30 protein-coding genes and 1 pseudogene are annotated in these 26,665 nt (G+C 63.2%); 6 read left to right on the forward strand and 25 right to left on the reverse strand.

Translation table 11 applies throughout. From position 1 onward, the window contains the following. Positions 1 to 71: 71 nt before the first annotated feature. The 6 genes from B5V02_RS19335 to B5V02_RS19360 form a co-directional block, all read right to left on the reverse strand. On the reverse strand, positions 72 to 611 hold the full coding sequence (locus B5V02_RS19335; protein ID WP_111545726.1) for a MerR family transcriptional regulator: 540 nt from the start codon (positions 609 to 611) through the stop codon (positions 72 to 74). A 132-nt stretch (positions 612 to 743) separates the two neighbouring features. Next, complete coding sequence (locus B5V02_RS19340) at positions 744 to 1,067, reverse strand: integration host factor subunit alpha (RefSeq protein ID WP_111545727.1); 324 nt, start codon at positions 1,065 to 1,067, stop codon at positions 744 to 746. Positions 1,068 to 1,170: 103 nt separating this feature from the next. Then, positions 1,171 to 2,142 (reverse strand): beta-ketoacyl-ACP synthase III, encoded by a 972-nt coding sequence (locus B5V02_RS19345; RefSeq protein WP_111545728.1) that lies wholly within the window; start codon positions 2,140 to 2,142, stop codon positions 1,171 to 1,173. A 9-nt stretch (positions 2,143 to 2,151) separates the two neighbouring features. After that, a complete protein-coding gene (gene plsX / locus B5V02_RS19350; protein ID WP_111545729.1) occupies positions 2,152 to 3,222 on the reverse strand; it encodes a phosphate acyltransferase PlsX in 1,071 nt (356 codons plus the stop codon). A 113-nt stretch (positions 3,223 to 3,335) separates the two neighbouring features. Then, on the reverse strand, positions 3,336 to 3,884 hold the full coding sequence (locus B5V02_RS19355; protein WP_111545730.1) for a YceD family protein: 549 nt from the start codon (positions 3,882 to 3,884) through the stop codon (positions 3,336 to 3,338). A gap of 3 nt (positions 3,885 to 3,887) precedes the next feature. Next, positions 3,888 to 4,430 (reverse strand): ubiquinol-cytochrome C chaperone family protein, encoded by a 543-nt coding sequence (locus B5V02_RS19360; RefSeq protein ID WP_111545731.1) that lies wholly within the window; start codon positions 4,428 to 4,430, stop codon positions 3,888 to 3,890. A 114-nt stretch (positions 4,431 to 4,544) separates the two neighbouring features. On the opposite strand from B5V02_RS19360, the gene B5V02_RS19365 reads away from it, so the two are divergent. Further along, the gene (locus B5V02_RS19365) at positions 4,545 to 5,060 is read left to right on the forward strand and encodes an outer membrane protein assembly factor BamE (RefSeq protein WP_111545906.1); all 516 of its coding nucleotides are present in this window, start codon (positions 4,545 to 4,547) and stop codon (positions 5,058 to 5,060) included. Between the two features lie 223 nt (positions 5,061 to 5,283). Here the strand turns inward: B5V02_RS19365 and B5V02_RS19370 are convergent, their stop codons facing one another. From B5V02_RS19370 to B5V02_RS19445, 16 genes and pseudogenes are all read right to left on the reverse strand, one after another. Next, entirely contained in the window at positions 5,284 to 7,425 is a 2,142-nt protein-coding gene (locus tag B5V02_RS19370; protein ID WP_111545732.1) for a sodium-translocating pyrophosphatase, read from the reverse strand. 239 nt (positions 7,426 to 7,664) lie between these two features. Further along, positions 7,665 to 8,414, reverse strand: coding sequence for an ABC transporter permease (locus B5V02_RS19375; protein ID WP_111545733.1), 750 nt, complete (start codon positions 8,412 to 8,414; stop codon positions 7,665 to 7,667). After that, entirely contained in the window at positions 8,411 to 9,349 is a 939-nt protein-coding gene (locus tag B5V02_RS19380; RefSeq protein ID WP_111545734.1) for an ABC transporter ATP-binding protein, read from the reverse strand. Before B5V02_RS19380 ends, B5V02_RS19375 begins: the two co-directional genes overlap by 4 nt. Further along, positions 9,346 to 10,509, reverse strand: coding sequence for an ABC transporter permease (locus tag B5V02_RS19385; RefSeq protein WP_111545735.1), 1,164 nt, complete (start codon positions 10,507 to 10,509; stop codon positions 9,346 to 9,348). The genes B5V02_RS19380 and B5V02_RS19385 overlap by 4 nt, the downstream gene beginning before the upstream one ends. A gap of 55 nt (positions 10,510 to 10,564) precedes the next feature. Next, positions 10,565 to 11,476, reverse strand: coding sequence for a glycine betaine ABC transporter substrate-binding protein OsmF (osmF, locus tag B5V02_RS19390; protein ID WP_111545736.1), 912 nt, complete (start codon positions 11,474 to 11,476; stop codon positions 10,565 to 10,567). Between the two features lie 177 nt (positions 11,477 to 11,653). Then, complete coding sequence (locus tag B5V02_RS19395) at positions 11,654 to 12,871, reverse strand: MFS transporter (RefSeq protein ID WP_111545737.1); 1,218 nt, start codon at positions 12,869 to 12,871, stop codon at positions 11,654 to 11,656. Then, positions 12,868 to 13,368: a transcription antitermination factor NusB gene (gene nusB / locus B5V02_RS19400; RefSeq protein WP_111545738.1), complete on the reverse strand. Its 501-nt coding sequence runs from the start codon at positions 13,366 to 13,368 to the stop codon at positions 12,868 to 12,870. Before nusB ends, B5V02_RS19395 begins: the two co-directional genes overlap by 4 nt. A gap of 5 nt (positions 13,369 to 13,373) precedes the next feature. Then, positions 13,374 to 13,829 (reverse strand): 6,7-dimethyl-8-ribityllumazine synthase, encoded by a 456-nt coding sequence (gene ribH / locus B5V02_RS19405; protein ID WP_111545739.1) that lies wholly within the window; start codon positions 13,827 to 13,829, stop codon positions 13,374 to 13,376. Between the two features lie 231 nt (positions 13,830 to 14,060). Continuing rightward, positions 14,061 to 14,362 (reverse strand): annotated as a pseudogene (locus B5V02_RS19410) (type II toxin-antitoxin system TacA family antitoxin). A gap of 83 nt (positions 14,363 to 14,445) precedes the next feature. After that, the gene (locus B5V02_RS19415; protein ID WP_111545740.1) at positions 14,446 to 15,063 is read right to left on the reverse strand and encodes a riboflavin synthase; all 618 of its coding nucleotides are present in this window, start codon (positions 15,061 to 15,063) and stop codon (positions 14,446 to 14,448) included. An 11-nt stretch (positions 15,064 to 15,074) separates the two neighbouring features. Then, positions 15,075 to 16,193, reverse strand: coding sequence for a bifunctional diaminohydroxyphosphoribosylaminopyrimidine deaminase/5-amino-6-(5-phosphoribosylamino)uracil reductase RibD (gene ribD / locus B5V02_RS19420; RefSeq protein WP_111545741.1), 1,119 nt, complete (start codon positions 16,191 to 16,193; stop codon positions 15,075 to 15,077). 2 nt (positions 16,194 to 16,195) lie between these two features. Then, positions 16,196 to 16,675, reverse strand: coding sequence for a transcriptional regulator NrdR (gene nrdR / locus B5V02_RS19425; protein ID WP_111545742.1), 480 nt, complete (start codon positions 16,673 to 16,675; stop codon positions 16,196 to 16,198). A 173-nt stretch (positions 16,676 to 16,848) separates the two neighbouring features. Next, on the reverse strand, positions 16,849 to 17,484 hold the full coding sequence (locus tag B5V02_RS19430) for a hypothetical protein (protein WP_425374408.1): 636 nt from the start codon (positions 17,482 to 17,484) through the stop codon (positions 16,849 to 16,851). Positions 17,485 to 17,558: 74 nt separating this feature from the next. Further along, complete coding sequence (gene glyA / locus B5V02_RS19435; RefSeq protein WP_111545743.1) at positions 17,559 to 18,872, reverse strand: serine hydroxymethyltransferase; 1,314 nt, start codon at positions 18,870 to 18,872, stop codon at positions 17,559 to 17,561. 176 nt (positions 18,873 to 19,048) lie between these two features. After that, a complete protein-coding gene (locus B5V02_RS19440; protein ID WP_245446025.1) occupies positions 19,049 to 19,270 on the reverse strand; it encodes a hypothetical protein in 222 nt (73 codons plus the stop codon). Positions 19,271 to 19,339: 69 nt separating this feature from the next. Next, positions 19,340 to 20,593, reverse strand: a complete 1,254-nt coding sequence (locus tag B5V02_RS19445) for a L,D-transpeptidase family protein (RefSeq protein WP_111545744.1) — start codon at positions 20,591 to 20,593, stop codon at positions 19,340 to 19,342. 373 nt (positions 20,594 to 20,966) lie between these two features. Here B5V02_RS19445 and B5V02_RS19450 point away from each other — a divergent pair, with 373 nt between their 5' ends. Next, on the forward strand, positions 20,967 to 21,224 hold the full coding sequence (locus tag B5V02_RS19450) for a hypothetical protein (RefSeq protein ID WP_146606097.1): 258 nt from the start codon (positions 20,967 to 20,969) through the stop codon (positions 21,222 to 21,224). 63 nt (positions 21,225 to 21,287) lie between these two features. After that, entirely contained in the window at positions 21,288 to 21,500 is a 213-nt protein-coding gene (locus tag B5V02_RS19455) for a hypothetical protein (protein WP_111545746.1), read from the forward strand. Positions 21,501 to 21,620: 120 nt separating this feature from the next. Here B5V02_RS19455 and ldtR read toward each other — a convergent pair whose 3' ends face one another. The 3 genes from ldtR to B5V02_RS19470 all read right to left on the reverse strand — a co-directional run bounded on the left by ldtR (position 21,621) and on the right by B5V02_RS19470 (position 23,837). Beyond that, on the reverse strand, positions 21,621 to 22,136 hold the full coding sequence (gene ldtR / locus B5V02_RS19460) for a transcriptional regulator LdtR (RefSeq protein ID WP_111545747.1): 516 nt from the start codon (positions 22,134 to 22,136) through the stop codon (positions 21,621 to 21,623). Positions 22,137 to 22,374: 238 nt separating this feature from the next. Beyond that, on the reverse strand, positions 22,375 to 22,797 hold the full coding sequence (locus B5V02_RS19465) for a DUF6163 family protein (RefSeq protein WP_111545748.1): 423 nt from the start codon (positions 22,795 to 22,797) through the stop codon (positions 22,375 to 22,377). Then, a complete protein-coding gene (locus B5V02_RS19470) occupies positions 22,794 to 23,837 on the reverse strand; it encodes an enoyl-CoA hydratase/isomerase family protein (protein WP_111545749.1) in 1,044 nt (347 codons plus the stop codon). The genes B5V02_RS19465 and B5V02_RS19470 overlap by 4 nt, the downstream gene beginning before the upstream one ends. A gap of 1 nt (position 23,838) precedes the next feature. Here B5V02_RS19470 and B5V02_RS19475 point away from each other — a divergent pair, with 1 nt between their 5' ends. The 3 genes from B5V02_RS19475 to hemB all read left to right on the forward strand — a co-directional run bounded on the left by B5V02_RS19475 (position 23,839) and on the right by hemB (position 26,478). After that, on the forward strand, positions 23,839 to 24,486 hold the full coding sequence (locus B5V02_RS19475; RefSeq protein ID WP_245446026.1) for a pyridoxamine 5'-phosphate oxidase family protein: 648 nt from the start codon (positions 23,839 to 23,841) through the stop codon (positions 24,484 to 24,486). 33 nt (positions 24,487 to 24,519) lie between these two features. Further along, a complete protein-coding gene (locus tag B5V02_RS19480) occupies positions 24,520 to 25,347 on the forward strand; it encodes a DUF2066 domain-containing protein (RefSeq protein WP_111545751.1) in 828 nt (275 codons plus the stop codon). 99 nt (positions 25,348 to 25,446) lie between these two features. Beyond that, positions 25,447 to 26,478, forward strand: coding sequence for a porphobilinogen synthase (gene hemB, locus B5V02_RS19485; RefSeq protein ID WP_111545752.1), 1,032 nt, complete (start codon positions 25,447 to 25,449; stop codon positions 26,476 to 26,478). Positions 26,479 to 26,665: the final 187 nt, after the last annotated feature.

The raw sequence follows: 26,665 nt of genomic DNA on the forward strand, positions 1-26,665 counted from the left end.
AGGAAACGTAACGCCTCACCGGAAGACGGGTTCCGGTTTTCGAAATATCGACGTCGCTCCGTGCGGAGCGATCAGCGCACCTGATCGAGCAGGCGCTTGCATTCCAGGAGGTCGAACAGCGCCTCCTGCAGCAAGGCGCGATTGTCGCGTGAGAGTTTCGACACGTCCGGCTGAACCGGACCTTCCTCATCGCTCTTGCCCAGGCCGAAAAAGCGGCGGCTGGGTTTGACGCGCGGCTGGCCAACCAGTTCGTCATCCATGCCGCGTGGCTGGGCTGCAGGCGTCAGCGGCACTTGATCGGCCTGCTTTCGCTGCGAGATCGCCTCGACGGCGGCCATGTCGCCATTGCCGATGGCGACCAGGAAATGATTGCCGTTCTCGCGCAGCAGCTTCTGCACGCCCTTGATGGTGTAGCCCTGGTCGTAGAGCATATGGCGGATGCCCTTGATCAGTTCGACATCCTGCGGCCGGTAGTAACGACGGCCGCCACCACGCTTCATCGGCTTGATCTGGTTGAAACGCGTTTCCCAGAAGCGCAGCACATGCTGCGGCAGGTCGAGATCTTCGGCGACCTCGCTGATGGTACGAAAGGCGTCGGGGCTCTTGTCCATGGGCGAATCCTCACGCTGGACGATGATCCGGCTTACCTGCCGAATCGGGTCTCATTTCAGCGGTTTGTGAAACAATATTCAAGCCCGGCGTCATGACGCGGCACCGGTTTTCAACCGCGCAGATGAACGAAGCTACTTGCCGCCTTTGGCCTTGCCGCTTTGATGCGACCGCAAGATGCGGCTCTTCAGCACGTTCGACGACTTGAAGGTCATCACCCGGCGCGGCAGGATCGGCACCTCTTCGCCAGTCTTGGGGTTGCGGCCGATGCGCTCGTTCTTGGAACGGACGTGGAATGTCGCGAAGGACGACAGCTTCACCGTCTCGCCACGGACGATCGCTTCGCAGATCTCGTCCAGCACCGCTTCGACAAGTTCGGCCGATTCAGTGCGCGACAAGCCGACCTTCCGGTAAACAGCCTCGGCAAGGTCGGCGCGCGTAAGTGTCTTTCCCCCCATGCGACCGTCCCATCAGCTCAAAACATAAAATTCGGCACAACAACGGCAGAGCCTAAGTAATTGATCCGGCAAGGTCAAGGACCGAAACCGGACCGTTCGGCACTTACCAACGAACCAGAACAGCACCCCAGGTGAAGCCGCCACCCATCGCCTCCAGAAGCACGAGATCGCCCTTCTTGATGCGGCCGTCGGCGACGGCCACCGCCAGCGCCAGCGGCACGGAAGCAGCCGAGGTGTTACCGTGCAAATCGACCGTCACCACCACCTTTTGCTCGGCTATCCCGAGCTTCTTGGCGGAAGCGTCAATAATGCGTTTATTGGCCTGGTGCGGCACGAACCAGTCGAGATCATCGGCTGATATGCCGGCTTGTGAGAACGTCGCCTCGATGACGTCGGTGATCATCCCGACCGCATGCTTGAAGACTTCGCGGCCCTCCATCCTGAGTTGGCCGACCGTGCCCGTGGTCGACGGCCCGCCGTCGACGAAGAGCTTGTCCTTGTGGATACCGTCGGAGCGCAGGCTGGCCGCCAGAACGCCACGATCGGCGATCGCGCCAGCCCCCTCGCCGGCCTCCAGGATCATGGCACCGGCGCCGTCGCCGAACAGCACGCAGGTCGAGCGGTCGCTCCAGTCGAGGATGCGCGAGAATGTTTCCGAGCCGATCACCAGGACGCGCTTGGCCAGGCCGCCGCGGATGTAGAGATCGGCGGTGGCTACCGCATAGACGAAGCCGGAGCAGACCGCCTGCATGTCGAAAGCAAAACCGTGATGCATGCCGAGCCGGTTCTGGATTTCGACGGCGGTGGCCGGAAAGGTATTGTTGGGCGTCGAGGTCGCCAGCACGATCAGATCGATGTCGGCAGGCGTCAGACCGGCATTGGCAAGCGCGGCACGCGCTGCCGCCTCCCCCAGCGACGCCGTCGTCTCGTCATCGCCAGCGATATGGCGCTGGCGGATGCCGGTGCGTTGCGCGATCCACTCGTCGGAGGTTTCCACCATGCCTTCGAAATCGGCATTCTTCATGATTCGGCGGGGCAGCGCGGCGCCCGTGCCGCGCACGACTGATCTGATCAAAGTTCTTTCCTATTCCTTTGCGTCGATAACGACGTCGGCTTTCCTAGATGTCAGGGCATGCGGGTTGCGCGCATGGAACAGGTCAAGGTCGGCCTCGATGCGGTCGAGCAGATTGTTACGCACCATATCATAGCCAAGCTCGATCGCTGCGGCGAAGCCGTCCGAATCGGCACCGCCATGGCTTTTCACCACGATGCCGTTCAGCCCCAGGAAGACGCCGCCATTGGAACGGCCGACATCCATCTTTTCGCGCAAGCGATCGAAGGCGCCCTTGGCGAAGACATAGCCGATCCTGGCCATCAAGGTCCGGCTCATCGCCGCGCGCAGGTAGCCAGAGATCTGGCGCACCGTGCCTTCCGCCGTCTTCAGCGCGATATTGCCGGCAAAACCTTCGGTGACGACAACGTCGACCACGCCCTTGCCGATGTCGTCGCCCTCGACGAAACCGTGATAGTTCATCGAGGCCATATTGGCCTCGCGCAGCATGCGCCCGGCCTCCTTGACCTCTTCCTGGCCCTTGATCTCCTCGACCCCGACATTGAGCAGGCCGACGCTGGGCCGGGCAACGCCGAAGACCGAGCGCGCCATGCCGGTGCCCAGAATGGCAAAATCAATCAGCTGATGCGCATCGGCGCCGATGGTGGCGCCGACGTCCAGCACCACGCTCTCGCCGCGCAACGTCGGCCAGAGTGCCGCGATCGCCGGGCGATCGATGGTCGCCATGGTGCGCAGGCAGAATTTCGACATCGCCATCAGCGCGCCGGTATTGCCGGCAGAAATGCAGGCGTCCGCCGTGCCGGCCTTGACCGCTTCGACGGCCTTCCACATCGACGACTTCCAGCGGCCATGGCGCAGCGCCTGGCTCGGCTTGTCGTCCATCCTGACCGCTATCTCGCAGTGGAAGAACTCGCTGACCTCGGCCAGCTTGGGAAATTTGGCCAGTTCGGGGCGCACGACGTCCTCACGCCCGAAGATGACGAAGCGGATGTCGGGACGGCGGGTCGCGACCGTCATGAGCGCTGGAATGACCACGGCTGGTCCGTGATCGCCGCCCATGGCATCGATGGAAATCCTGATCACGCGGTATTTATCTCACGGTTAGGCGGCAGGTCGCTTTAGTGATCGCGAAGGTTCGGCGAAAATAACGGTTTTGGGCTGCCGCACAACCGACTTTTCCGTCGCGGGCGAGGTTTTCAGGATTTTCCCAGCAAGGATCGCAGTTTTTGCTGAAATTCATTCTCCGCCGGTTCGGTCTCGCCGCCGGCATCCAGAGACGCGCCCTGCTTGCGCGGATAAGGGTCGATCGCCAGTCCGAAGAACTGTTCGGCGAGTGCGCCGACGTCGATCGTGTCGCCGGAAAATGTTTCGGGACCGTCCGGTCCGTCCGCGTCGAGCAGGATCTCGCCGCCGCCATCGAAACCCTGCCGTCCGAGCTTGGAGTCCTCGGGCAGCAACAGTGCTTCGATCGGCTCGTCGATATGAGCTTCGACAGGGTCGAGCGTGACGATGCAGGCCTGGGTGATGTCGGCTTCGACACGACCGCTAACCTTCACGCCATTGCGCTTCCATGAGGTCACCAGAAGCTCGGCGCGATAGGCTTCGACCGAAAGCAGCTCGTGCTCCACGGCCAGCGCCGCGCGCTGCGCGGCGTCGGCCTCGATCACCACCGGCAAACCCTTCTGCGGCAGACGGGCGATGTTTGCGCGGAACGATACCGGGCTTTGCGGGTCAATGTGTTTCATCGATCAACCTCCGTTGGCGACGGGAAACGCCACCGTGCCGGAGACAATCGATTCGGATGGCTGTGCGGCCAGCTGATTGCAGGCGTCGGTGACATAATTGGCCAGCAGCGACGCTTCCGGCCAGGCGCCGGCGTCGGGCCGGACATTGCGGGCAAGGGCAGCGGTGAGCCCATCATGGTCGTTTCTTTCCAGGGCATCGTCATAGGCGGCGGTTCGACCATAAAACATCTTGGCCAGCTTTTTCATGCGTTTGGGCACGCCGACATCGCCAATGCCCAATTCCCGCAGGGAGTGGTCGACATCCAGGAAGAACTCATCGATCAGCACCTGCGCGACCTCTTGCGCCACGCCGCCCTCACCGCGCAACCGATGCTGGAACAGGAACATGTGCAGCGACACCATCTCGAAACGGCCAAGCGGCGTGTCGGGTACATTCCAGTGGGAATAAAACACAGTCTGCCGCGCCGCTGCCACGATTTGTGCGTAAAGCGCCTCGGTGATAGCGCGGTTGGCATGGCGTTCGCGGCCAAAAAAGCGCTGGAACATTGGGGATGGTCTCCCGGGGACCGTTTGTTGAAGTGGCCTTGTTGCATCGGCCTGCAAGCTGGTTTACCGGTTTTGCGGCCCAGCGCAAGTTGCGGCCAGTTAATGGAGTTGTTGTTGCGCGCGCTGAATTTCAAGTCGACCTTCTCGTCCCGGCCCGCCGGTGCGATTTCGCTGCTGGTGATTGTTTCGGCGCTGTCCGCCTGCCACACCTCCAAGATGATCGGTGACCTCAGCCCAAGCGAAACCCTCACCCAGGGCTACGTCATCGACCAGCAGGCGATCGACCTGGTGCCGGTCGGCTCGAGCCGCGAGCAGGTGCTTCTGGCGCTCGGCACGCCATCGACGACGGCGACCTTCGACAACGAGGCCTTCTATTACATTTCGCAGACGCGCAAGCGCTACGTCGCCTTCGACAAGCCGCACCTCATTGACCAGCATGTGCTGGCGGTCTATTTCGGCCCCGACAGTCGCGTCACCCAGATCGCCAATTACGGATTGAAGGACGGCAAGGTGTTCGACTTCATCTCGCGCACCACGCCGACCGGCGGCAAGGACCAGAACTTCCTCAGCCAGGTCATCAACGGCGCCAGCAAGCTGGCCCCAGGCGTCCCAGGCGGCGGCACTCCCTGATCTCAGACCTGCCTTCCCCCTCGAGGAGAGCAGCACCGTCTCAGGCGACCAAAAACCCGCGGGAGCAATCCTGCGGGTTTTTGTTGCCGGGATCAGTCGGGCAAGGCTCGCAGCGAGGGCCTAGACGAAGGGACGAACTGAAAGGCGACCGTGTCATCACCGCAACAAAAAACCCGCGGGGATCGCTCCCCGCGGGTTTTGTCTCGGAGACTTGGGCGATCGCTTAGCCGTGCGCGAGCACGGCCAGCAGCAGCAACGCGACGATGTTTGTGATCTTGATCGCCGGGTTGACGGCCGGACCGGCGGTGTCCTTGTAGGGATCGCCGACCGTGTCGCCGGTCACCGAAGCCTTGTGCGCTTCGGAACCCTTGAGGTGCTTGACTCCGTCCTTGTCGACAAAGCCGTCTTCGAAGGACTTCTTGGCGTTGTCCCAGGCGCCGCCGCCGGAGGTCATCGAGATGGCGACGAAAAGGCCATTGACGATGACGCCGAGCAGCGAGGCGCCGAGGGCGGCAAAGGCGGACGCCTTCGAACCCGAGATCAGCAGCACGCCGAAATAGACGACGAGCGGCGCCAGCACCGGCAGCAGCGACGGGATGATCATCTCGCGGATCGCCGCCTTGGTCAGAAGATCGACCGCGCGGGCATAGTTCGGCTTCGACGTGCCGGCCATGATGCCCGGATCCTCGCGGAACTGCTTGCGCACCTCCTCGACGATGGCGCCCGCCGCACGGCCGACGGCCGTCATGGCGATGCCGCCGAACAGATAAGGGATCAGGCCACCGAAGATCAGGCCGGCGACGACGTAGGGGTTGGAGAGATCGAAGGAGATTTCGCCCATGCCCTGGAAGTACGGATATTTGTCGCCATTGGCGGCAAAGAACTTCAGGTCGTTCGAATAGGCGGCAAACAGCACCAGCGCGCCGAGACCGGCCGAACCGATGGCGTAGCCCTTGGTCACTGCCTTGGTGGTGTTGCCGACCGCGTCGAGAGCGTCGGTGGAGTGGCGCACTTCCTTGGGCAGGCCGGCCATTTCGGCAATGCCGCCGGCATTGTCGGTGACCGGGCCGAAGGCGTCGAGCGCAACGATCATGCCGGCGAGGCCGAGCATCGTCGTGACCGCGATCGCCGTACCGAAGAGGCCGGCGAGCTGATAGGTCGAGATGATGCCGGCGACGATGACGATCGCCGGCAGCGCCGTCGATTCCAGCGAGACCGCAAGGCCCTGGATGACGTTGGTGCCGTGACCGGTCACCGACGCCTGGGCGATGGAGTTGACCGGCCGCTTGTTGGTGCCGGTGTAGTATTCTGTGATCACCACGATCAGACCGGTCACCACGAGGCCGATCAGGCCGCAGATGAACAGGTTCTTGCCGGTGACGGCCATGCCGGCAACCATGCCGATCTCGCCCCAGCCGAGGGTAACCGAGGTGGCGACGCCGAGGCCGACGATGGACAACAGGCCGGTGACGATCAGGCCCTTGTAGAGTGCGCCCATGATCGAGCCGTTGGAGCCGAGCTTGACGAAGAAGGTGCCGACGATCGAGGTCAGGATGCAGGCGCCGCAGATGGCGAGCGGATAGAGCATCGCCGCACCCAGAACGGCGGTGCCGCCGAAGAAGATGGAGGCGAGAACCATGGTGGCGACGACGGTCACCGCATAGGTTTCGAACAGGTCGGCGGCCATGCCGGCGCAGTCGCCGACATTGTCGCCAACGTTGTCGGCGATGGTGGCCGGGTTGCGCGGATCGTCTTCGGGAATACCGGCTTCGACCTTGCCGACGAGATCGCCGCCAACGTCGGCGCCCTTGGTGAAGATACCACCGCCGAGACGGGCGAAGATCGAGATCAGCGAAGCGCCGAAGCCGAGCGAAACCAGCGAGTCGATGACGATGCGGTCATTGGGCTGAAGGCCCATGAAGTGGGTGAGGATGAGGTAGTAGATCGACACGCCGAGCAATGCCAGCCCAGCAACCAGCATGCCGGTGATGGCGCCCGACTTGAACGCGATGTCGAGACCGGCGGCGAGGCTGTTGGAGGCCGCCTGCGCGGTACGCACATTGGCCCGCACCGAAACATGCATGCCGATGAAGCCGGCGGCGCCCGACAGGACGGCGCCGATCAGGAAGCCGACCGCGGCTGTGATGGAAAGCAGCCACCAGGCGAGCACGAGCACGACGACGCCGACCATGGCGATGGTGGTGTACTGGCGTGCCAGATAGGCCTGCGCGCCCTCGCGGATGGCCGCGGAGATTTCCTGCATGCGTGCATTGCCCTGATCGGCCGCGAGGACCGAACGTGTCGCCCAGATGGCGTAGAGGACAGAAAGCAGACCGCAGGCGATGACGGCGGAAATAATTGTCATTGCCGGATTTTCCTCGATTGATGGCCCAAAAGAACCCCTCCCTGGGCCGTTGAGACAAAGACCGGATCCCGTGCACGGAATCCGCCTCTTCGCAGCGGTGTATGCGAAACAGGGCTGCGAACGTCAAGATATTGTTCGGTTTTTGCCCGGCTTTCGCCCAAAAGGCATAGGGCACGATACCGCCGCCTCCGGCATTGTCCTATTAGATCGATTGAAATCGTCCTAGACGCGGCACGTGGCTACTCGGCCTCGCGGCCCATGCGGCGCGCCGTGTAGCGTTCAACCGACGACAGACCGTCATAGATCAGCACGGCAAGAGCTGCCACGATCAGGCCGCCCTGCAGGATGAAGGCGAGGTTGTTGGACAACAGGCCGGCGATGATGACCTCGCCCAACGTCTTGGCGGCAACGGTCGAGCCGATGGTGGCGGTGGCAAGGCTGATCACCACCGACAGCCTGATGCCGCCCAGGATGATCGGGGCGCTGAGCGGCAGCTCGACCTTGGTGAGCCTTTGCCAACCGGTCATGCCAGCACCGCGCGCCGCCTCCATCACATTGGCCGGCAATGTCGTCAGGCCGGTCAGCGCATTCTCGAAGATCGGCAGCAGGCCATAGAGAAACAGCGCGATCAGAGTCGGTTTTTCGCCGAAGCCGACCGCCGGCACGGCAAGCGCCAGCACCGCCACCGGCGGAAAGGTCTGGCCGATGTTGACCAGGCTGCGCGACAGCGGCAAGAATTCGACGCCGGCCGGCCTTGTGACCAGGATGGCCAGTGCGACCGCGACGATGGTTGCGGCCACAGTAGCTATCAGCACGATGCGCAAATGCAGCAATGTCAGCGTCAGCAAGCTGCCCTGATTGTAGATCACCGGCGCATTGTTCTCGGTCAGCGGCTTCAGCAGCGGTTCGAACCAGTCGGGATTGGTGACAAAGGCAATGAGCAGCACCACCAAAGCAAGCCTGAGCAGCGATGGAAGCCAGGCTTTCATGCCGGCCTCGCCGCGCGCTTCACCAGACCGTCGACGGTGACGCGGCCAAGCGGCTTGCCGTCGGCGCCTTTGACCGGCAGCGCCGGCCGGCCCGACCACAACAATTCAGCCAGCGCATCGCGCTGGCTGGCATCACCGGGGATCGCCTCGCCTTCGGCGGAGCCCTTCTCCACGGCGTCGCGCACGCGGCCGAGCGACAAGAGCCGGAACGGCCTTTCGCTGGCGCCGACCAGGGTCTCGACGAAGGCGCTGGCCGGGTTTGCCAGGATCTCGGCGGGCTTGGCGTATTGCACAAGCTTGCCGGCATCCATGACAGCGATCTTGTCGCCCATGTGCACGGCCTCTTCCATGTCGTGGGTGACGAGGATGATGGTGGTGCCGAAGCGCTTCTGGATCGCCAGCAGATCCTCCTGCGCCTTGGTGCGGATGATCGGGTCGAGCGCGCCGAACGGCTCGTCCATCAACAGCACGTTGGGCTCGGCGGCGAGCGCGCGGGCAACGCCAACGCGCTGCTGCTGGCCGCCGGACAGTTCGTGCGGGTAGCGCGGGCCGAAGGCTTCGGGATCAAGCTGGTAGAGCGTCATCAACTCGTCGACGCGGGCTTTGATGCGGGCTTTGTCCCAGCCGAGCAGCACCGGCACGGTGGCAATGTTCTGCGCCACCGTGCGATGCGGAAACAGGCCGTGGCCCTGGATAGCATAGCCGATGCTGCGGCGCAGTTCGTAACCGGGCAGCGAGCGATTGTCCGCGCCATCGAGCTTGATGACGCCAGCCGTCGGCTCGACCAGCCGGTTGATCATGCGCAGCAGCGTCGTCTTGCCGGAACCGGACGTGCCGACGATGACAGCGATGGTGCGTGGCTCGATGATCATCGAGACATCATCGACCACCGTTGTCGCGTCATAGCGCTTGGTAATGCCTTCGATCTCGATCATGCCGTTTCAACCCTGCGCTTGGTGGCGGTCATTTCGATCACCGCGTCGAGAATGATGGCCGCGGCAAAGGCGAGCGCTACCGTCGGCACGGCGCCGAGCAGCACCAGATCCATCGCCGTCTGGCCAACCCCCTGGAAAACGAACACGCCGAAACCACCGCCACCGATGAGCGCGGCAATGGTGGCGAGGCCGATGTTCTGCACCAAAACGATGCGGATGCCGGTGAGGATCACCGGAAATGCCAGCGGAAACTCGACGCCGAACAGGCGCTGCCTGTCGGTCATGCCCATGCCGCGCGCCGCGTCGTTGGCAGCGCGCGGCACGCCGGCGAGACCGACCACGGTGTTGGCCACCACCGGCAGCAGTGAATAGAGGAACAGAGCGACGAAAGCCGGCGCCGTGCCGATGCCGCGAATACCGAGCGCGGCGGCTCCCGGCACATGCGTGGCGACCCAGCCGAGCGGCGCGATCAGCAGGCCGAATAGCGCTATCGAGGGAATGGTCTGAATGATATTGAGCACGTTGAGCACGCCGGCGCGCAGCTTTTCGACACGATGGCAAAGGATACCAAGCGGCAGGCCGACGATCACAGCCGCAGCCAGCGAACCGAGCGCCAGCGTCACATGCTTGGAGCCTTCGGCCCAAAAACTGTCAGCGCGGTTGGCGTATTCCTTGAGGATCGACAGATTGTCCCAGCTTCCCGAAATCAACAGCAGGCCGATCGCCAAAGCCGCTACGACAAGCACGCCGATCCGCCCCAACGGCGACAGGTTCAGCCGTGTCAGCACGTCGGCTAGCAGAAGCGTGAAGGCAAAGATCAGCATCCAGAAACCGGAGGCCGGCGACACTCTCGCAAAGGTGTTGCCGGCTGGCGTGAGATATGTGCCGGCGACGCCGATCAGCAGCGCTAGCGCGGCAAGTGCCACGACGCTCGCGGCAAGGCGCAGGACAAGCGGCGTCCTGAACAGCGCAATGAGCGCGGCTATGACAACGATGGCGAGCAGTAGCGTCCCGGTGGCCGTCGGCAGCGCCTCGAGAATCGAGCGCGCCTGGCCGGGAACGATGCGGTTGGCGCGGAACGTGGCAAAGGGCGCGGCGAAAGCCGCATAGGCTGCTATCGCGGCGATGACCACGCCGAGCTTGTCGAACCGGATCTGCACGCCCTCCCCCGTCAGTCGATCCGACGCGCCACGAATGCGGCGCGCCGGGATCGTCCTACTTCAGGAAGCCGTTCTTTTTCAGGAAGTCCTCGGCGACGCCCTTGACCGGCTCACCGCCGACCTGCACGCGACCGTTCAGCTCCTGCAGCGTGACGAGGTCGAGCTTGGCGAAGACCGGCTTCAGCAGCGTCTCGATCTCGGGATGTTCCTTCAGCACCTTTTCGCGGATGATCGGCGCCGGCTGGTAGACCGGCTGCACGCCCTTGTCGTCGTCGAGCACGACCAGACCGGACGGCGCGATGCCGCCATCGGTGCCATAGACCATGGCGGCATTCGCCCCGCTGGTCTGGTTGGCGGCGGCTGCGATGGTTGCCGCCGTGTCGCCGCCCGAGAGCGTGATCAACTGGTCCGGCTTCAGCGTGAAGCCATAGGTGGTCTGGAAGGCCGGAAGTGCGGCCGCCGAGTTGACGAACTCGGCGGAGGCCGCCAGCACCACCTGGCCGCCGCCCGCGACATACTTGCCGAATTCGGTGAGCGTGGCGAGCTTGTTGGTCTCGGCGACCTCCTTGCGCAGCGCGATCGCCCAGGTGTTGTTGGCCGGCGACGGCGACAGCCAGACGATCTTGTTGGCGTCGTAGTCGAGCTTCTTGGCAGTCTCATAGGCCTTTGCGGCATCCTTCCAGACCGGGTCGTCGGCCTTCTCGAAGAAGAAAGCGGCGTTGCCGGTGTATTCGGGATAGATGTCGATCTCGCCGGCGGTGATAGCCTTGCGCACCACCGGCGTGCCGCCGAGCTGGATCCGGTCGGTGGTCTTGATGTTGTTGGCGTTGAGAACGAGCTGGATGATGTTGCCGAGCACGCCGCCCTCGGTGTCGATCTTCGAAGAGACAACCACCTGGGCACTGGCGGAAGCCGCGGTGATGCCGAGCGCCAATGCCGCGCTGGCCAAGACCTTGACTGAAAACATTGTGAAAATCCCTTGCTGTGAACCGGAATGCGGCGGCCGCATATGAGCATGGCTTCAGCCACCAGTCGGGGCACACGGTTTCATAACAATAGGCACAGAGGCAATAATTTTGTTCGGGCGCCGCAAATTCGGCAGGCACCATGTTGACAGGGCGTGTCAGGCAAGCAGCGGCTGGGATCAGGCGTCGGCCTTGCGAATGCCCGTCAGCTTGAGCGCGCCGAGGGCGACGAAGCACAAAACGGTGACCGGAAAGACCATCCAGTTCAGCATGGTCCAGCCCCAGGCATTGTAGACCATACCCGACATCAGCGACGCGCAAGCGACAGAGCCGAACAGCACGAAGTCGTGGAAGCCCTGCACCTTGCCCTTTTCCGACGGCCGGTAGCTGGCCGCCACCATCGCCGTGGCGCCGATGAAGCTGAAATTCCAGCCAAGGCCGAGCAGGATCAGCGACGTCCAGAATTGCCACAGCGCCAAGCCCGACAGAGCGACGATGGCGCAGCCGATGAGCAGGATCAGGCCGGTGGCGACGATGCGTTCGGCACCAAAGCGATGGATCAGCGAGCCGGTGAAGAAGCTCGGCGCGAACATCGCCATGACGTGCCAGGAAATGCCAAGCGTCGCATCGTCCTCCGACAGACCGCAGCCAACCATCGCCAGCGGGGCGCCGGTCATGACGAAGCTCATCAGCGCATAGCTGCCGACGGCGCAGAACAGCGCCGCGACGAAGCGCGGGTGGGTAACGATTTCGGCCAACGGTCTGGCGTCGTTGTCGGCGATCTCCACCTTGCCGGATGCCTTCGCCGGCAGGCGCAGGAACGACAGGATGATAGCACCGACCGCCGCCAGCGGCAGGATGGCGGCGAACGAACCGGCAAACATCACCGGCGCGAACGATTCACGGGTGAAGATGACGATCTGCGGCCCGAGGATGGCGGTGACGATGCCGCCGGCCAGCACAAAGGAGATGGCGCGTGCCTTGAACGGCGGCGGCGCATTGTCGGCGGCGGCAAAACGGAACTGCTGCACGAAGGCGCCGCCGACGCCGATCACCAACAGGCCGAAGGCAAACAGCCAGAAGCTGCCGTGGAAAAGCGCCGATGTAGCGACCAGCCCGCCAAGCGCAGTGACGATCGTGCCGGTCATGAAGCCGCCGCGTTGGCCCATGCCGCGGATGATGGCCGCCGCTGGCAGTGCGCCGAGCGCCACGCCGATGTTGAAGCCGGTGATCGGCGCCGTTGCCAGCGACTTGTCGGGACCAAGCAGATATTGCCCGGCCAGCGCCCCCATGGAGATGGCGATGGGGGCAGCAGAACCGATGATCGCCTGCGAGGCGGCGAGGATCAATGCGGTGCGACGCGCGTCCGTGCCTGCCTCGATGGCGATTGCTGTCACGATGCGTCCTTGCCGCGCCCCTCGCCACGCACCCGGCGAGACACACGGTCAAGCACGGCATTGACCAGCTTCGGCTCGTCTTCCTCGTAGAAAGCCTTGGCGATATCGACATATTCGGAAACGATGACTGCGACGGGGACATCCTCGCGCTTCATCAGTTCGTAGACGCCGGCGCGCAGAATGGCGCGCAGCGTCGAATCGAGCCTCGACAGCGGCCAATCCTCGGTCAGTGCCTGGCGTATGATCGGATCGACGGTCTTCTGGTTCTCGACGACACCGGCGAGAATGGCGCGAAACCATTGCGCATCGGCCTCGCGGTAGAGCGCGCCGTCGACTTCCTTGCCGAGACGAAAGGCCTCGTATTCGGCGGTGATCTCGAAGACGCCGCTGCCGGCGACATCCATCTGATAGAGCGCCTGCACAGCGGCCAGCCGGGCAGCGCCGCGCTTGTTGGCGTGGCGTACCGGTGGTCGATCCTTGTCTCCGGATTGCGTCACGCCGGTCAGGCTCCGAGCCGTTTCTTGACGGCGATCATGCTCAGCGCGGCACGGGCGGCAAAGCCACCCTTGTCGCCTTCCGTGCGCCGGGCGCGCGTCCAGGCCTGTTCGTCGTTTTCGGTGGTCAGGATGCCGTTGCCGATGCAGATCGATTCCTGCACCGACATATCCATCAGGGCGCGTGCGGATTCGTTGGCAACGATATCGAAATGGTGCGTCTCGCCGCGGATGACGGTGCCGAGCGCGACAAAGCCGTCATAGTCGGCGCCCTCACCCTCGGCGGCATCGAGCGCGAAGGAGATCACGGCCGGAATTTCCAGCGCGCCCGGCACGGTGACGACATCGTACTTGACGCCGGCTTCGTCGAGCGCAGCCTTGGCGCCTTCGAGCAGCGCGTCCGCCAGATCATCATAGAAGCGGGCTTCGATGATCAGCAGCTTGAGTTTCTTGTTCTTGGGCATTTTGCGTCACGTCTCCGGCAGAGCCGGTGACTTAGGCCGAAGCCCGTTTGATCGCAAGCGAAGATGTTGCGCGTGTCCGGTTTGCCGCGGAAGTCCGTCTGCCTGCGACCATTTTTTGTCATCTGAACAGTTCGGCAATATCGGCCGTCCTGTTATGCTGCGGGCCAAGCACCTCAACCCGCAGGGCTTCCCCAATCGACCCGCCCACCCCGGTGGACTCGTCCACCCCGGTCAGGCGCCGGTGGCCCGGCAATACCGGCTCACAGTGTCGCGCAGGCGGTCGTTGACGGGCCGGGGATTGATCAGAGCATCGACGAAGGCTCACTGTCGCGGACGGATAGATCGAGGCGCTGGTGCTCCTCGATGGCCCGTAGAGCAGCTTCCTGCACGCTGGTCAGCACGAAATCCGTCACCGTCCGGCCCTGAAGTGCGGCGGCCTGTTCGATAAGATTCTTCTGGTCGGCCGTGACCCGTGTTTCCAGACGCTCACCACGGACACGGCCGCGAGACGTATTCAAGGCAGATGGGGTCATTATCGTTCTCTTGACAACAATGTACGGCCAATGGCCGGAAGCTTTCAAGATTGTCGTCGAAGAGCGATTGGCGACAGGAGGCGTCAAAGCCCCTCTTTCGCGGCCTCCACCAGCCGCGCCGCGTAGCGGGCCATGGTGTCGATCTCGAGATTGACGCGGTCGCCGACCTGACGCTCGCCCCAGGTGGTCACGGTCAGCGAATGGTGGATCAAAAGCACGTCGAAGCGCGTGCCTTCCACCTTGTTGACGGTGAGCGAGGTGCCGTCGAGCGCGACCGAGCCCTTCGGTGCAATGAACTTAGCAAGATCGCGCGGTGCTTCGAGGGTAAAACGCACCGCGTCCCCTTCGTCCTTGCGCTCGATGATCTCGGCCATGCCGTCGACATGGCCCGAAACGATGTGCCCACCAAGTTCGTCGCCGATCTTCAGCGCTCGCTCCAGATTGATCCGCGAGCCCGATTTCCAGCCCATCGCCGTCGTCAGCCTGAGCGCCTCTTCCCAGGCCTCGACCTCGAACCAGCGCGCATTCGTGCCGCTGTTGGGCAAGGCCGTCACCGTCAGGCAGACACCGCCGCAAGAAATCGAGGCGCCGATGGCGATCGTTTCGGGATCGTAGGCGGTGTCGATGCGCAGTCCCACCCCTTCCCTAAGCGGCTTGACAGCCGCGACAGTGCCGACATCGGTCACAATTCCGGTAAACATCGGTGTTGATCCTAAAGATCTCTGAACCACTCTGCATAACTGTCTTCGCCGAAACGCATATCGCGGAGCTTGCGAAATCCTGCCAGGATATGGTCGGCATCGATGGGCGATGCAATGCCGTCAGCGCCGATTGCTTCCGGCCCCTGGAACAGCACGATGCGGTCGACCAGCCCCTCGGCCAGGAAAGCGCTCGCCACCTTGGCACCGCCCTCGACCAGGACACTGGCCATGCCGAGCGCGGCCAGATCCTCGAGCAGTTCCGGCAGTGCGACGCCGCCCTCATGTGTTTCGGTGCCGATGAAGCGCACCCCGGCGCGTTCCAGCATGGTCCGCCGCTGCGGATCGGCCTCCAGGCAAGCGGCGACATAGAGCGGCACCCGGTCCACGCCCGAAACCAGCTTCGAGGCCTCCGGCAACCTGATCTGCCGGTCGAGCACGATACGGGCCGGCGAACGGTTCTCCAGCCCGGGCAAGCGCACCGTGAGAGCGGGATCATCCTCAAGGGCGGTGCCGATGCCGATCAATATGCCATCGGCCTCGGCCCGCATCAGATACACTTCGCGACGGGCGATATCGCCGGTGATCGTCACCTGCCCCCCGCCTTCCCTGCCGATCCTGCCATCGCTGGAAAGCGCAAGCTTGAGAATCACTTCGGGGCGTTTTCTCAACGATCTAATCAAATAACCGGCCATCTGTTCGGCGGCTTCCGCCGCCAGAACCTTTTCGACCACCTCGATCCCGGCGGCGCGCAGGATCGCGTAGCCCTTGCCGGACACGCGCGGATCGGGATCGCTGGCGGCGCCGACGACGCGCGCGACACCGGCGTTGACCAGCGCATTGGCGCAAGGCGGCGTGCGGCCATGGTGGGCGCAAGGTTCCAGCGTGACATAGGCGGTGGCGCCGCGCGCCAGTTCGCCGGCCTCGGCCAGCGCCTCGGTCTCGGCATGCGGACGGCCGCCGACAGCGGTGACGCCGGTGCCGACGATCATCGGGCCATCCCCGTCGTCGCGCACGATCAGCGTGCCTACGGAAGGGTTGGTCGCGGTGCGCCCGGCATGCTTCCGCGAAAGGCGGAGTGCCGCCGCCATGAAACGGCGATCAAGGCCGGCCTGTCTATCGCTTGCACTCATGCTCAGCTGGCGTCCTCTTCACCCTTGATTTCGTCCCCCTTGAGCTCGCCGAGCAATTCGTGGAAATCCTTGGCCTCGCGAAAATTGCGGTAGACCGAGGCGAAGCGGACATAGGCGACATCGTCGAGCGACTTCAGCGCGTCCATGACCAGCCGACCGACCTCGCCGGATGCCACTTCGGTCTCGCCGGAGCTTTCGAGCTGGCGCACGATGCCGGTCACCGCGCGGTCGATGCGCTCGGGATCGACATTGCGCTTGCGAACGGCGATCTCCACCGAGCGCAACAGCTTGTCGCGGTCGAACGGCACTTTGCGACCCGATTTCTTGACCACGACGAGGTCGCGCAACTGCACGCGCTCGAAGGTGGTGAAGCGGCCGCCGCAATCGGGGCAAACGCGCCGCCGGCGGATCGCGGCGCCATCCTCGGCGGGGCGCGAATCCTTCACCTGCGTATCTTCTGACTGGCAATAGGGACAGCGCATGGAGAAGCCTTTGGTTGGCGAATCTGGTGAAGCGAAAGGCTTAGAGGTTTTTGCAACGATGGCAAAGTATCGGCAACAGCTCCTCGCCCCTCAGAGCCCTGACCCCTGAGAGATAGCGAGGCGCAAGCAAGATTGCCAGCGCCGCCAGGCAGCCGGACAGCGCGCCGATGCCGTCAGGGGGCGACGTCGGTGGTCGGAAACCCACATGATGCGCCGAGGCTTCGATAGGCCTTGGTGAAGCCGTCCATGGATATGCTTCCAACCGGCGCGTCGCCAAAGGCCACGTCAAGCACCGATACGCGGCGCATGACACGCAACAGCGCCAGGCTGGTCTTGGCCTGATTGTCCACGGTCCAGCTGAGCCGGCCGCTCACGGCGGCGTCGGAATGGAGCTTTGCGGCGACGTGGCCCTTGTCGTCGCCGAAGCTTGCCGCGACCGATTTGCCCGGTGGCAGCGCCTTGTTATCGACCGCAATGGTCAGGGACGGGTAGGCATCCGGCGGCAGCGCATCGCCGTTCGTGATGATGAGCGTCAGGGTGCCGCTCTCGCCGCCCGCACCGATAAAGGCGGTCGAGGCCGCGCAGGTCTTGCGGATATCCTCGCCGGTATCGACCTCGTCGACCAGGGTCGACCATCTGCCGAAGGTTTCAAGCTTGGGTGCCGCCGGCGCGGGCGCCGCGGGTGCGGGCTGGGCAGGTGCGGCCTGGGCGGGAGCGGTTTGCGCCAGGGCGACGCCGGAGAGCGGCAAGGCAATCAAGGCGGCCAGGGCGCCGGCGAAGGCAAGGTCGGCAAGACGAACAATTCGCATCATCAAGGCTCCTGTCGCAGCCTTGCCGCGACGGCGCTTGTCCGTCGCGGCAAGGTGATGAGACCTCAATCTCGTCAGCCGAGATAGGGATAGAGCGGGAAACGATCGGTCAGCGCCACCACCTTGGCCTTGACCGCCGCTTCGACAGCGGCATTGCCCTCGTCGGAATTGGCGACTTTGAGACCATCCAGCACTTCGGCGATCAGCTTGCCGATCTCGCGGAACTCGGCCTGGCCAAACCCGCGCGTTGTGCCGGCCGGGGTGCCAAGGCGCACGCCCGAGGTGACGAAAGGCTTTTCCGGGTCGAACGGAATGCCGTTCTTGTTGCAGGTAATGTTGGCGCGGCCGAGCGCTGCCTCGGCGCGCTTGCCGGTGGCGTTCTTGGGGCGCAGGTCGACCAGCATCAGATGGTTGTCAGTGCCGCCGGAGACGATATCGAGACCGGTTTCCTTGAGGCTGGAGGCGAGCGCCTTGGCGTTGGCGGCGACGCTCTCGGCGTAGACCTTGAAGCTCGGCTTCAGCGCTTCGCCGAAGGCGACCGCCTTGGCGGCGATGACATGCATCAGCGGGCCACCCTGCAGGCCGGGAAACACCGCGGAATTCATCTTCTTGGCGATTTCCTCGTCATTGCACAGGATCATGCCGCCGCGCGGGCCACGCAGCGACTTGTGCGTGGTCGTGGTCACCACATGGGCGTGCGGCAGCGGCGACGGATGCACGCCGCCGGCGACCAGGCCAGCGATGTGGGCCATGTCGACCATCAGATAGGCACCAACCGCGTCGGCGATCTCGCGAAAACGCTTCCAGTCCCAGACGCGCGAATAGGCGGTGCCGCCGGCCAGGATCAGCTTCGGCTTGGTCTCGTGGGCGGTCTTCTCGATCGCGTCCATGTCGAGCAGATGGTCATCCTGGCGCACGCCATAGGACACGACCTTGAACCATTTGCCGCTCATGTTGACCGGCGAGCCGTGGGTCAGATGGCCGCCCGAATTGAGGTCAAGGCCCATGAAGGTGTCGCCGGGCTGCAGCAGCGCCAGGAACACGGCCTGGTTCATCTGGCTGCCGGAATTCGGCTGGACATTGGCGAAGTTGCAGCCGAACAGCTTTTTCGCCCGCTCGATGGCCAGTTCCTCGGCGATGTCGACGAACTGGCAGCCGCCATAGTAGCGCTTGCCCGGATAGCCTTCGGCGTATTTGTTGGTCATGATCGAGCCCTGCGCTTCCAGAACGGCGCGCGAGACGATGTTTTCAGAGGCGATCAGCTCGATCTCGTGGCGCTGGCGACCGAGTTCGTTGCGGATGGCGCCGAAAATCTCCGGATCGGCATCGGCAAGCGTGGTTTCGAAGAAGGATTCGAATTTGTTCGACACTGCCGCTGCTGTTGCCATGGCCTGAAATCCTCGGTTCGGGGCAATTTTTGATTTATGCATGTCGTTGTCCCAAAACCGCTGCACACTTTTGGGCGACATGTATTCGCCGCGCCATTAACACAGTTGTTTTCGCCCCGCCACGTTTGCGGCGCGAAATTTGCTGGCCGGATTGCGCCAACCAGGCAACGAGTGGGCTATTTCCGTGCCTGGCGTCCCTTCAGCAAGGCCTCGGTAAGCGTGGTCTCGGTGAACAGCGCCCGCGCCGCATGGTCATTGATCTGGCCGCAACGCAGCATGGCGCGCACGGCCCCGATGCCGGCGAGCCTGAGCTCCAGTTCCAGCCGACCGGCTTCGCGTGCTTCGGCGCGCGCTTTCGCCGGAGGCGGCAATGCGGCGCCGGTAGCCGGCGACAACACGCAACGGCACCCGAGCAACGAAAAAGGCCGCCCCCAACCGGCGGCCCTTTCTGTAAAAGAATCAGTTATTTAAAGCGACGAGGTGATCTGCAGCTCGTTGGCGCCGTCGAGCGCGTAGACGTCGTCGCGGAACTGCACCACGCCCGGGCCCGTCGACCAGGCCGAAAGATAGAGGAAATGCACCGGCACCGGGTTGGTAATCTGGATCGGGGTGTTTTCGCCGGTCTTGATCGCCGCCTCGAAATGCTGACGGTCCCAGCCGGGCGTGTCGCGCAGGATCCAGGTGACGAGGTCGCGCACATTCTGCACGCGCACGCAGCCCGAGGAATCGAAACGCATCATCTTGCCGAACAGGCTCTGCTGCGGCGTGTCGTGCATGTAGACGCCGTCGGGGCTCGGGAAATTGATCTTCACCGACGCCATGGCGTTGCCCGCGCCCGGATCCTGGCGGAAGCGATACTTGGCGGCGTCGTCGGTCGACCAGTCGACATTGAGCGGGTCGACTTCGCTGCCGTCCGGCGCGAACAGGCGAATATGGCTGTCCTTCAGGTAGTTGGGGTCCTTCCGCATCAGCGGAATGATATCCTTGCGCACGATCGAGACCGGCGCGTTCCAGTACGGATTGACGATGATCTCGTTGATCTTGGAATTGACGATCGGCGTCTGGCGATCGATCTTGCCGACGATCGCGGTGTGTCGAAGCACGACGCGGTCGTTCTCGACGGCTTCGACCTGCGCGGCCGGAATGTCGACCAGAACATAGCGGGTGCCAAGCGTGCCGGCCTTCTCCTTCAGCCGCTGCAGATTGGTCTGCAACTGGCCAAGCCGGATCTGCGCCGAAACGTTTATCGCCAAGTAGGTGTATTTGCCCATCGAGCCGTCGGCGGGCAGGCCGTGACGCAACTGGAAGCGCTTGACCGCCGAATCGACATAGGAATCGAAGGCCGTCGAAATTCCGGCGCTCTGCGACAGGTCGCCAGAGACCATCAGCCGCTTGCGCAACGGCACGACATCGGGATCATCGACGCCGAGCTGCAATTTCTTGGTCGCCGGGACCTCTACCCAGCCGCCCTGACCGGCAATGTTCTGATATTGCGCCACCGCCTGCTCGGTAAAGGCGACGGTCTGCGCGCTGAAGATCGGCAGCGTCGAGGCCACCTTGCCGCCCTCGCTGGCGCGGGCATCGAACTGGTCGTCCCAATTGCCGCGCGCCGAGGATTTCAGGATATCACCGATCACATCCTGCGCATTGGCGCCGCCAGCGACCACCGCGGCTGCGAGCGCGGAGGCTCCGGAGAGGAAAAAACGGCGGCTGGTTCTCATGGACGTTCCAGACATTCTTGTAGCGTTCGATCTGCTGTATCAGGTTATCAGGGCGACTTGCCCTCACTCTAAAGTTGGCAATCTTAACAATTAGCCAACCATGGTCCGTATCAGTGCGGCCACAAACGCTCGAGGCACGATACGGTTCCGGGTGAATGCACGGCCTTCACCACAGCCTCACCGGCATCCTCGGTTCCATTGGAATATGGCGGCAACGTGGCCTTGGCCCGCGATTTGCATCGGGCGACGCAGCGAAATGAAAAGCCCGTGCTTTTTCGGTACCGATCCGCGATCGCCGGCCGCGATATCGGCTGATGAACCACAAGCTCTTGATGGTACACTGACAAGCTAGTCCAACATGGGGAACGAGACCATGCCTGGTGCCCTTTCAGTCGTCCTGGCATTCGCATTGGCCGGAGGTCCGAACGGCAGCACTCCGACACCGGAGGAAACGGTTGCCTATTTCGTGCACGGCCTGGAACAGGGCGCGATCCCCAAATACGGGCAGCAGGCCGACGAACCGCTGAAGCAGGTGTCCCGATCGCCAGCGGTCTTCACCAGCACTAGCCCCAATGAGGTCGGCGACAAGATGGAGACGCTGAGGTTCACGGTGACGAAACTCAGCGATTGAACGTACAAGGCCGAACAGCAGTTCGAGGAAGACGGCGCCATCTACTACCGCCTGGCCTACGAAATGCGACTTGGCGGCGTAACCGCCCTATCATTCGACAATCCGCCGGCAACCATCGCGCTGAAGGGGCTGGTGAAGACATGCACGACCGACACCGAGGGCAGTTGCGACCTGATGCGCGAGCCCGAAACAATCGGCCCATTCTTCGGCGAGCCCGGCCAGGCCGAACAGGCGCTTGCCTATTTTCACGAGAAATTCTGCCCGCTGAAGCCGTAGCCCGAAAGGATGAACGGCCAAAACCAAAAGAAAGGGCCGATGCCTTTCGGCACCGGCCTTGACCAGAGGTCGACATTTCGGCCGCGCTTCTGTGGCGCGGGCCAGATTCGATGCGGCGTCTTACATCCGATAGGCGATGGTGTCGTTCCAGAAGCGGTCGAGCCGCTGCAGGGCGCGGTTCATCTGCTTGAATTCTTCGGTGTTGATGCCACCGACCTGCTCGATCGAGCCGACATGGCGCTCATAAAGGCCGGCGACCACGTCCGCCACTTCGCTGCCCTTCGGCGTCAGCGAAACCCGCACCGAACGGCGATCGATGCGTGAGCGCTGGTGGTTGATGAATTCGAGGTCGACCAGCTTCTTCAGATTGTAGGAGACGTTCGAGCCGAGATAATAGCCACGCGAACGCAGCTCGCCGGCGGTCAGTTCCGAATTGCCGATGTTGAACAGCAGCAGCGCCTGGATGGCATTGATGTCGGAGCGCCCGTTGCGGTCGAATTCGTCCTTGATCACGTCAAGCAGGCGGCGGTGCAGCCGCTCTACAAGCTGCAGCGATTCCATGTACAGCGAGCGGATAGCCTCGCGGCGGTCGTCGGATACGTTGGCGGTCTTCGCCGCCGGACGCGAATTGATCATTGTCTTTGCCTCTCGTTTGTCGCCCTGGTGATTTTTTGTTTTTCACCTTGATCGCGACACTATCGAATACTCATAAAATTCGACTTAAACGCTAGGGCTAACAAGAGCTTACCGGTAAGAGGTTTCGAAAGAGGCTTAACGAACGGTCACCCGAGCAAGGATAATTAACCTAAAGATTTAGCCAACAATCGCGGGGCTGAATTGAGGCAGCCGCCAGGTCGCCAATGCGCTCAAGGGCTTAGTGCCGCACCGGTCGTTTCTGCAGCCAGATGGTCACGCGGAAAACGATATAAAGCAGCGCCACGGCCGCATGCGAGATGACGATGAGGGTGCGGTGGCCGAAAAGCTCGGGAAAACCGGCATACATGACGGTCTCTGTCACCGCGCAGATGAACCAGATCACCGGCCCCCAGGACGCCAGCATCCACAGGCCGGCGGCGGCGAAGGGAAAAAACACGGCGAGCGTCACCGCCGCCACCTGCCAGTGCACCGGCATCAGGTCGAAGCGCCACAACGGGCCCGGATAGAAGCCGATCAGCTTGATCCAGTAGAGGATGCCAAACAGCAGGCAGTAGCCGGCGACGACGCGCTGGAACCAGGCGAAGATCACCTCCACCCCGGAGGGCTGCAGCACGACGCGTCTGGAGGTCACCTCGCTCACAGGTCGAGCTCCCGGTCGCCGAGCGAGGCGAAATAGGCGTCGACATCCGCCTCGCTGACCGCACCGAGGTTCGCCGGCCGCCATTGTGGCTTCGAGCCCTTGTCGATGATGGCGGCACGAATGCCTTCGTAGAAATCGTGGCCGGCCAGCATCCGGTTGAGGATGCGGAACTCCATCTTCATGCAGGCGTCCATGGACAGGGTCAGCCCGGCGCTGATCTGGCGCCAGGCGACGCGCAGGCTGGTCGGCGAGCGCGTCCGGAGCGTCGCCAGCGTCTTTGCCGCGAACTCGTCGCCGCCTGCCGTCCGCTCCAGGCTGTCGATGACGGCCTTGAGGGATGGCTGTGAAAAATGACGGACGATCGCTTCCAGCGTCGGCCTGTCGGTCTCACGTTTTGCCTGGACGAAGAAACCGCGCAGCACCGATTCCGGATCGCCGGTCAGCGTCAGCCGGTCAAGGAAGCCGCGCTGGTCCTCGGCCTTGATGGTGTGGGTGGCCAGCCCCGACCACAGCGCGTCGCCATAGCGGATGCGATTGCCGGTCAGCGCCAGATACATGCCGAAGGAGCCGCCGAGATCGGGCAGCAAATGGCTGGCGCCGACATCCGGGAAAAAGCCGATGCCGACCTCCGGCATGGCGAACTGGGCATTCTCGGTCATCACCCGGTGCGAGCCGTGGAAGGAGATGCCGACGCCGCCGCCCATGACGATGCCGTCGATCAGGGCGACGTAGGGTTTCTTGAAGCTGTTGATGCGGGCGTTGAGCCGGTATTCATCGGCGAAGAATTCGACCGGCGGCTTTCCCGCCCGGCCGGCCTCGTAGATATGCAGGATGTCGCCGCCCGCCGAAAACGCCCTGCCCTCGGCCTTGACGAGGACGACATCGACGCCCTGGTCGGTCTCCCAGGCGGCAAGAGCAGCGTCGAGCGCCCGTATCATGCGATGCGTGACGGCATTGAGCGCCTGCGGTCGTGTCAACGTGACGACGCCGGCCCGGCCCAGATGTTCGAAGCGGATCTCGTCGCCTCCGCCAAAATCCATCGTGAAAGAATCCCTCCCCCGCGCCGCCGGGATTGAAGTGCTAAAGCGTGGCGCATGGGTGCGTCAATGCCAAGCCCGACCATCGTGCGCCTGTTTGGATCTCTGGAGAGGCAAGGCGCATCCTTTGCGTCCCTGCCAAATGGGTGCAACTTGTCCGCCTGTGAGGCTATCGAGAGACAATTTGGCGATGCCGCGAACGTTCGACCCGGACGATGTTCTAAGTCGCCCGCTGATGGCGAATTTGGCGACCGTCAGCGCGGACGGCGCGCCGCGCAACGCGCCGGTATGGTTCATCTGGGAGGACGGTGCGATCTGGCTTCTCGGGTCATCGGATGGAAGCGCGGTAAAGCATCTCCTGAGAGACCCGCGCTGCGCGGTGGAAATTGTCCACTTCGACAACAATGCCGGCATCCTGCTGCATCTCGGGCTGCGCGGCGCCGCCACCATCGAACCGATGTCGCCAGACCGCTTCAATCGGCTCCTTCACAAATATCTCGGACCCGAAGCAAGCTGGAATGAATGGTTCATCGACAACGTGGCCCAGATCGAACATCCTGACGGGCGCATGATCAGGCTTGCCCCTGTCAGCATTTTCACCAACAACGTATCGTTCTTCAGAACCGGCCCTGACTTCGCATGGCCGCCATAAGTCGACGACGGTTTTCGAAGCGGACGGTGAGCCATGCCTCGGTTTTTGCGCCTTGCCCTTGTTGTGGGGGGCCTGCTGGCCCTCTACGCCGCCAATGGTCCGGCCAGGGCAGCTAATGTCGAGGATCTCTACCAATCACAGACTATCGTCACCGGCCAGGGCGAGCCGAACCGCCAGGCCGGCTTCAAGATCTGCCTCGATGCGGTTCTGGTCAGGGTTTCCGGCGATCAGCGCCTGGTGGCGAAACCCGAGATGACGGAGCTGCGCGACAAGGCCGGCAGCTTTGTCACCGGTTTCCGCTATCGCGACCGCATGGAAGGCATTCCGGTGCATGACGAACAGGGCACGCACGACCGGCCGCACGACCTTTATTGCCAATACACGCCGGCGACGATTGACCCGGTGCTGGCTTCGCTCGGCAGCAAGCCTTGGCTGGCCGAACGGCCGACGCTCTCGGTCGTCCTGGCTGTGGACGACTCGCGCCGACATTTTGTCCTTGCCAGTGATGGGGACGAAAATCCGTACATGATAGAGTCTTTTCAATCGGCCGCCGGCCCCATGGCGATGTCGATTGTCGTTCCGAACAAGGCGACACTCGCCAAGGCCGAACTCACTTTCGAAGAGGTGGGTCCTATCTCACCCGAACTGCTAGGCAGTGTTGCAAGAAGTATTGGCAGCCGCCAGGTCTTGGCTGGCAGCATCGTGTGGAGCGACAAGGAACTGGGCTGGATCGCCGATTGGCGGCTTAATGAGGACGGGAAGACCTATCATTGGCAAGTGCGCGGCGTTAGTTTCGACGAAGCGTTTCGTGTCGCCATGCGGGGTGCTGCTCAGATCCTTTCGGGCAATGGATCGCCTTGACAGGCCGTGCTGCCCTCAGCGCGATTTGCTGGCACAAACGTGTCGCATTGGTCAGCGGCAAGGGCTCATGGTAAAAGCCACCGACCCGGAGTTTTGGCGATGAACAAATTCACCCCGACAAAGCCAGCCGGCGCGCGCAGCGTCGACGACATCACCGGCAGCCGCCGCTTGCGCCGCATGCGCAAGGCCGACTGGTCGCGCCGTCTCGTGCAGGAGAACCGGCTTTCGGTCGACGACCTGATCTGGCCGATCTTCGTCGTCGACGGCAAAAATGTGCGCGAGCCGATCGCCGCCATGCCGGGCGTCTTCCGCCTGTCGATCGATCTCGCCGTCAAGGAGGCGGAACGCGCGGCAAAGCTCGGCATTCCGGCACTCGCCACCTTCCCCAATGTCGATATCTCGCTGCGCGATCAGACCGGCTCGCACATCCTCGACCCCGACAACGTCATCAACCGCGCCACCCGGGCGATCAAGGACGCGGTGCCGGAGATCGGCATCATCACCGATGCCGCGCTCGACCCGTTCACCAGCCACGGCCATGACGGCATCCTGCGTGACGGCATCATCGTCAATGACGAGACGGTGGAACAGGTGACCGCGGCGGCCGTCATCCAGGCGGCGGCCGGCGCCGACATCATCGCGCCGTCCGACATGATGGACGGCCGCATCGGCGCCATCCGCGACGCGCTCGACGCCAACGGTTTCCAGGACGTGGCGATCATGTCCTACGCGACCAAGTTCGCCTCGGCCTTCTACGGCCCTTACCGCGAGGCGGTCGGCACCGCCGGCCTGCTCAAGGGCGACAAGAAGACCTATTACATCGACCACGCCAATTCCGACGAGGCGGTGCGCGAGGCCGAACAGGACATCGCTGAGGGCGCCGACATGCTGATGGTCAAGCCCGGCCTGCCCTATCTCGACATCATCCGGCGGCTGAAGGATGAATTCCAGATGCCGACCTTCGCCTACCAGGTGTCGGGCGAATATTCGATGATCAAGGCCGCAAGCGCCAATGGCTGGATCGATGGCGAGAAAGCGATGCTGGAATCCTTGCTCGCCTTCAAGCGCGCCGGCTGCGACGGCATCCTGACCTATTTTGCGCCCGAAGTGGCGGCGATGCTGAAGGGATAACTTCTTTTCCCGCCGATGGCCGATCGCGGCGAACAGTGCCGGCGGTCTCCTGGATATCCATGACAGTTTCCAGCTTCCCGACCAAGGAGCAGAGCGCGAGGGTCGTTTGACCAATCCCCTGACTTGTTTGCGCTTAAAAAACCGCTTGCAATTCGCAATCAGTTTGCTACGAAACAACTGCTTGCAA

This window comes from Mesorhizobium kowhaii (genome assembly GCF_003253745.1).
Lineage (GTDB): Bacteria > Pseudomonadota > Alphaproteobacteria > Rhizobiales > Rhizobiaceae > Mesorhizobium > Mesorhizobium kowhaii.

Bases quoted from the DNA above. Each gene is read 5' to 3' on its own strand.
- B5V02_RS19430 (WP_425374408.1), bottom strand. From the start codon at position 17,484: ATGCGAATTGTTCGTCTTGCCGACCTTGCCTTCGCCGGCGCCCTGGCC.
- hemB (WP_111545752.1), top strand. From the start codon at position 25,447: ATGAACAAATTCACCCCGACAAAGCCAGCCGGCGCGCGCAGCGTCGAC.
- osmF (WP_111545736.1), bottom strand. From the start codon at position 11,476: ATGTTTTCAGTCAAGGTCTTGGCCAGCGCGGCATTGGCGCTCGGCATC.
- B5V02_RS19445 (WP_111545744.1), bottom strand. From the start codon at position 20,593: ATGAGAACCAGCCGCCGTTTTTTCCTCTCCGGAGCCTCCGCGCTCGCA.
- B5V02_RS19470 (WP_111545749.1), bottom strand. From the start codon at position 23,837: ATGGATTTTGGCGGAGGCGACGAGATCCGCTTCGAACATCTGGGCCGG.
- B5V02_RS19480 (WP_111545751.1), top strand. From the start codon at position 24,520: ATGCCTCGGTTTTTGCGCCTTGCCCTTGTTGTGGGGGGCCTGCTGGCC.
- ribD (WP_111545741.1), bottom strand. From the start codon at position 16,193: ATGAGTGCAAGCGATAGACAGGCCGGCCTTGATCGCCGTTTCATGGCG.
- B5V02_RS19375 (WP_111545733.1), bottom strand. From the start codon at position 8,414: ATGAAAGCCTGGCTTCCATCGCTGCTCAGGCTTGCTTTGGTGGTGCTG.
- B5V02_RS19370 (WP_111545732.1), bottom strand. From the start codon at position 7,425: ATGACAATTATTTCCGCCGTCATCGCCTGCGGTCTGCTTTCTGTCCTC.
- B5V02_RS19415 (WP_111545740.1), bottom strand. From the start codon at position 15,063: ATGTTTACCGGAATTGTGACCGATGTCGGCACTGTCGCGGCTGTCAAG.
- B5V02_RS19360 (WP_111545731.1), bottom strand. From the start codon at position 4,430: ATGTTCCAGCGCTTTTTTGGCCGCGAACGCCATGCCAACCGCGCTATC.
- B5V02_RS19455 (WP_111545746.1), top strand. From the start codon at position 21,288: ATGCGACTTGGCGGCGTAACCGCCCTATCATTCGACAATCCGCCGGCA.
- glyA (WP_111545743.1), bottom strand. From the start codon at position 18,872: ATGGCAACAGCAGCGGCAGTGTCGAACAAATTCGAATCCTTCTTCGAA.
- B5V02_RS19450 (WP_146606097.1), top strand. From the start codon at position 20,967: ATGCCTGGTGCCCTTTCAGTCGTCCTGGCATTCGCATTGGCCGGAGGT.
- ldtR (WP_111545747.1), bottom strand. From the start codon at position 22,136: ATGATCAATTCGCGTCCGGCGGCGAAGACCGCCAACGTATCCGACGAC.
- B5V02_RS19380 (WP_111545734.1), bottom strand. From the start codon at position 9,349: ATGATCGAGATCGAAGGCATTACCAAGCGCTATGACGCGACAACGGTG.
- B5V02_RS19355 (WP_111545730.1), bottom strand. From the start codon at position 3,884: ATGAAACACATTGACCCGCAAAGCCCGGTATCGTTCCGCGCAAACATC.
- B5V02_RS19335 (WP_111545726.1), bottom strand. From the start codon at position 611: ATGGACAAGAGCCCCGACGCCTTTCGTACCATCAGCGAGGTCGCCGAA.
- B5V02_RS19340 (WP_111545727.1), bottom strand. From the start codon at position 1,067: ATGGGGGGAAAGACACTTACGCGCGCCGACCTTGCCGAGGCTGTTTAC.
- nrdR (WP_111545742.1), bottom strand. From the start codon at position 16,675: ATGCGCTGTCCCTATTGCCAGTCAGAAGATACGCAGGTGAAGGATTCG.
- ribH (WP_111545739.1), bottom strand. From the start codon at position 13,829: ATGCCCAAGAACAAGAAACTCAAGCTGCTGATCATCGAAGCCCGCTTC.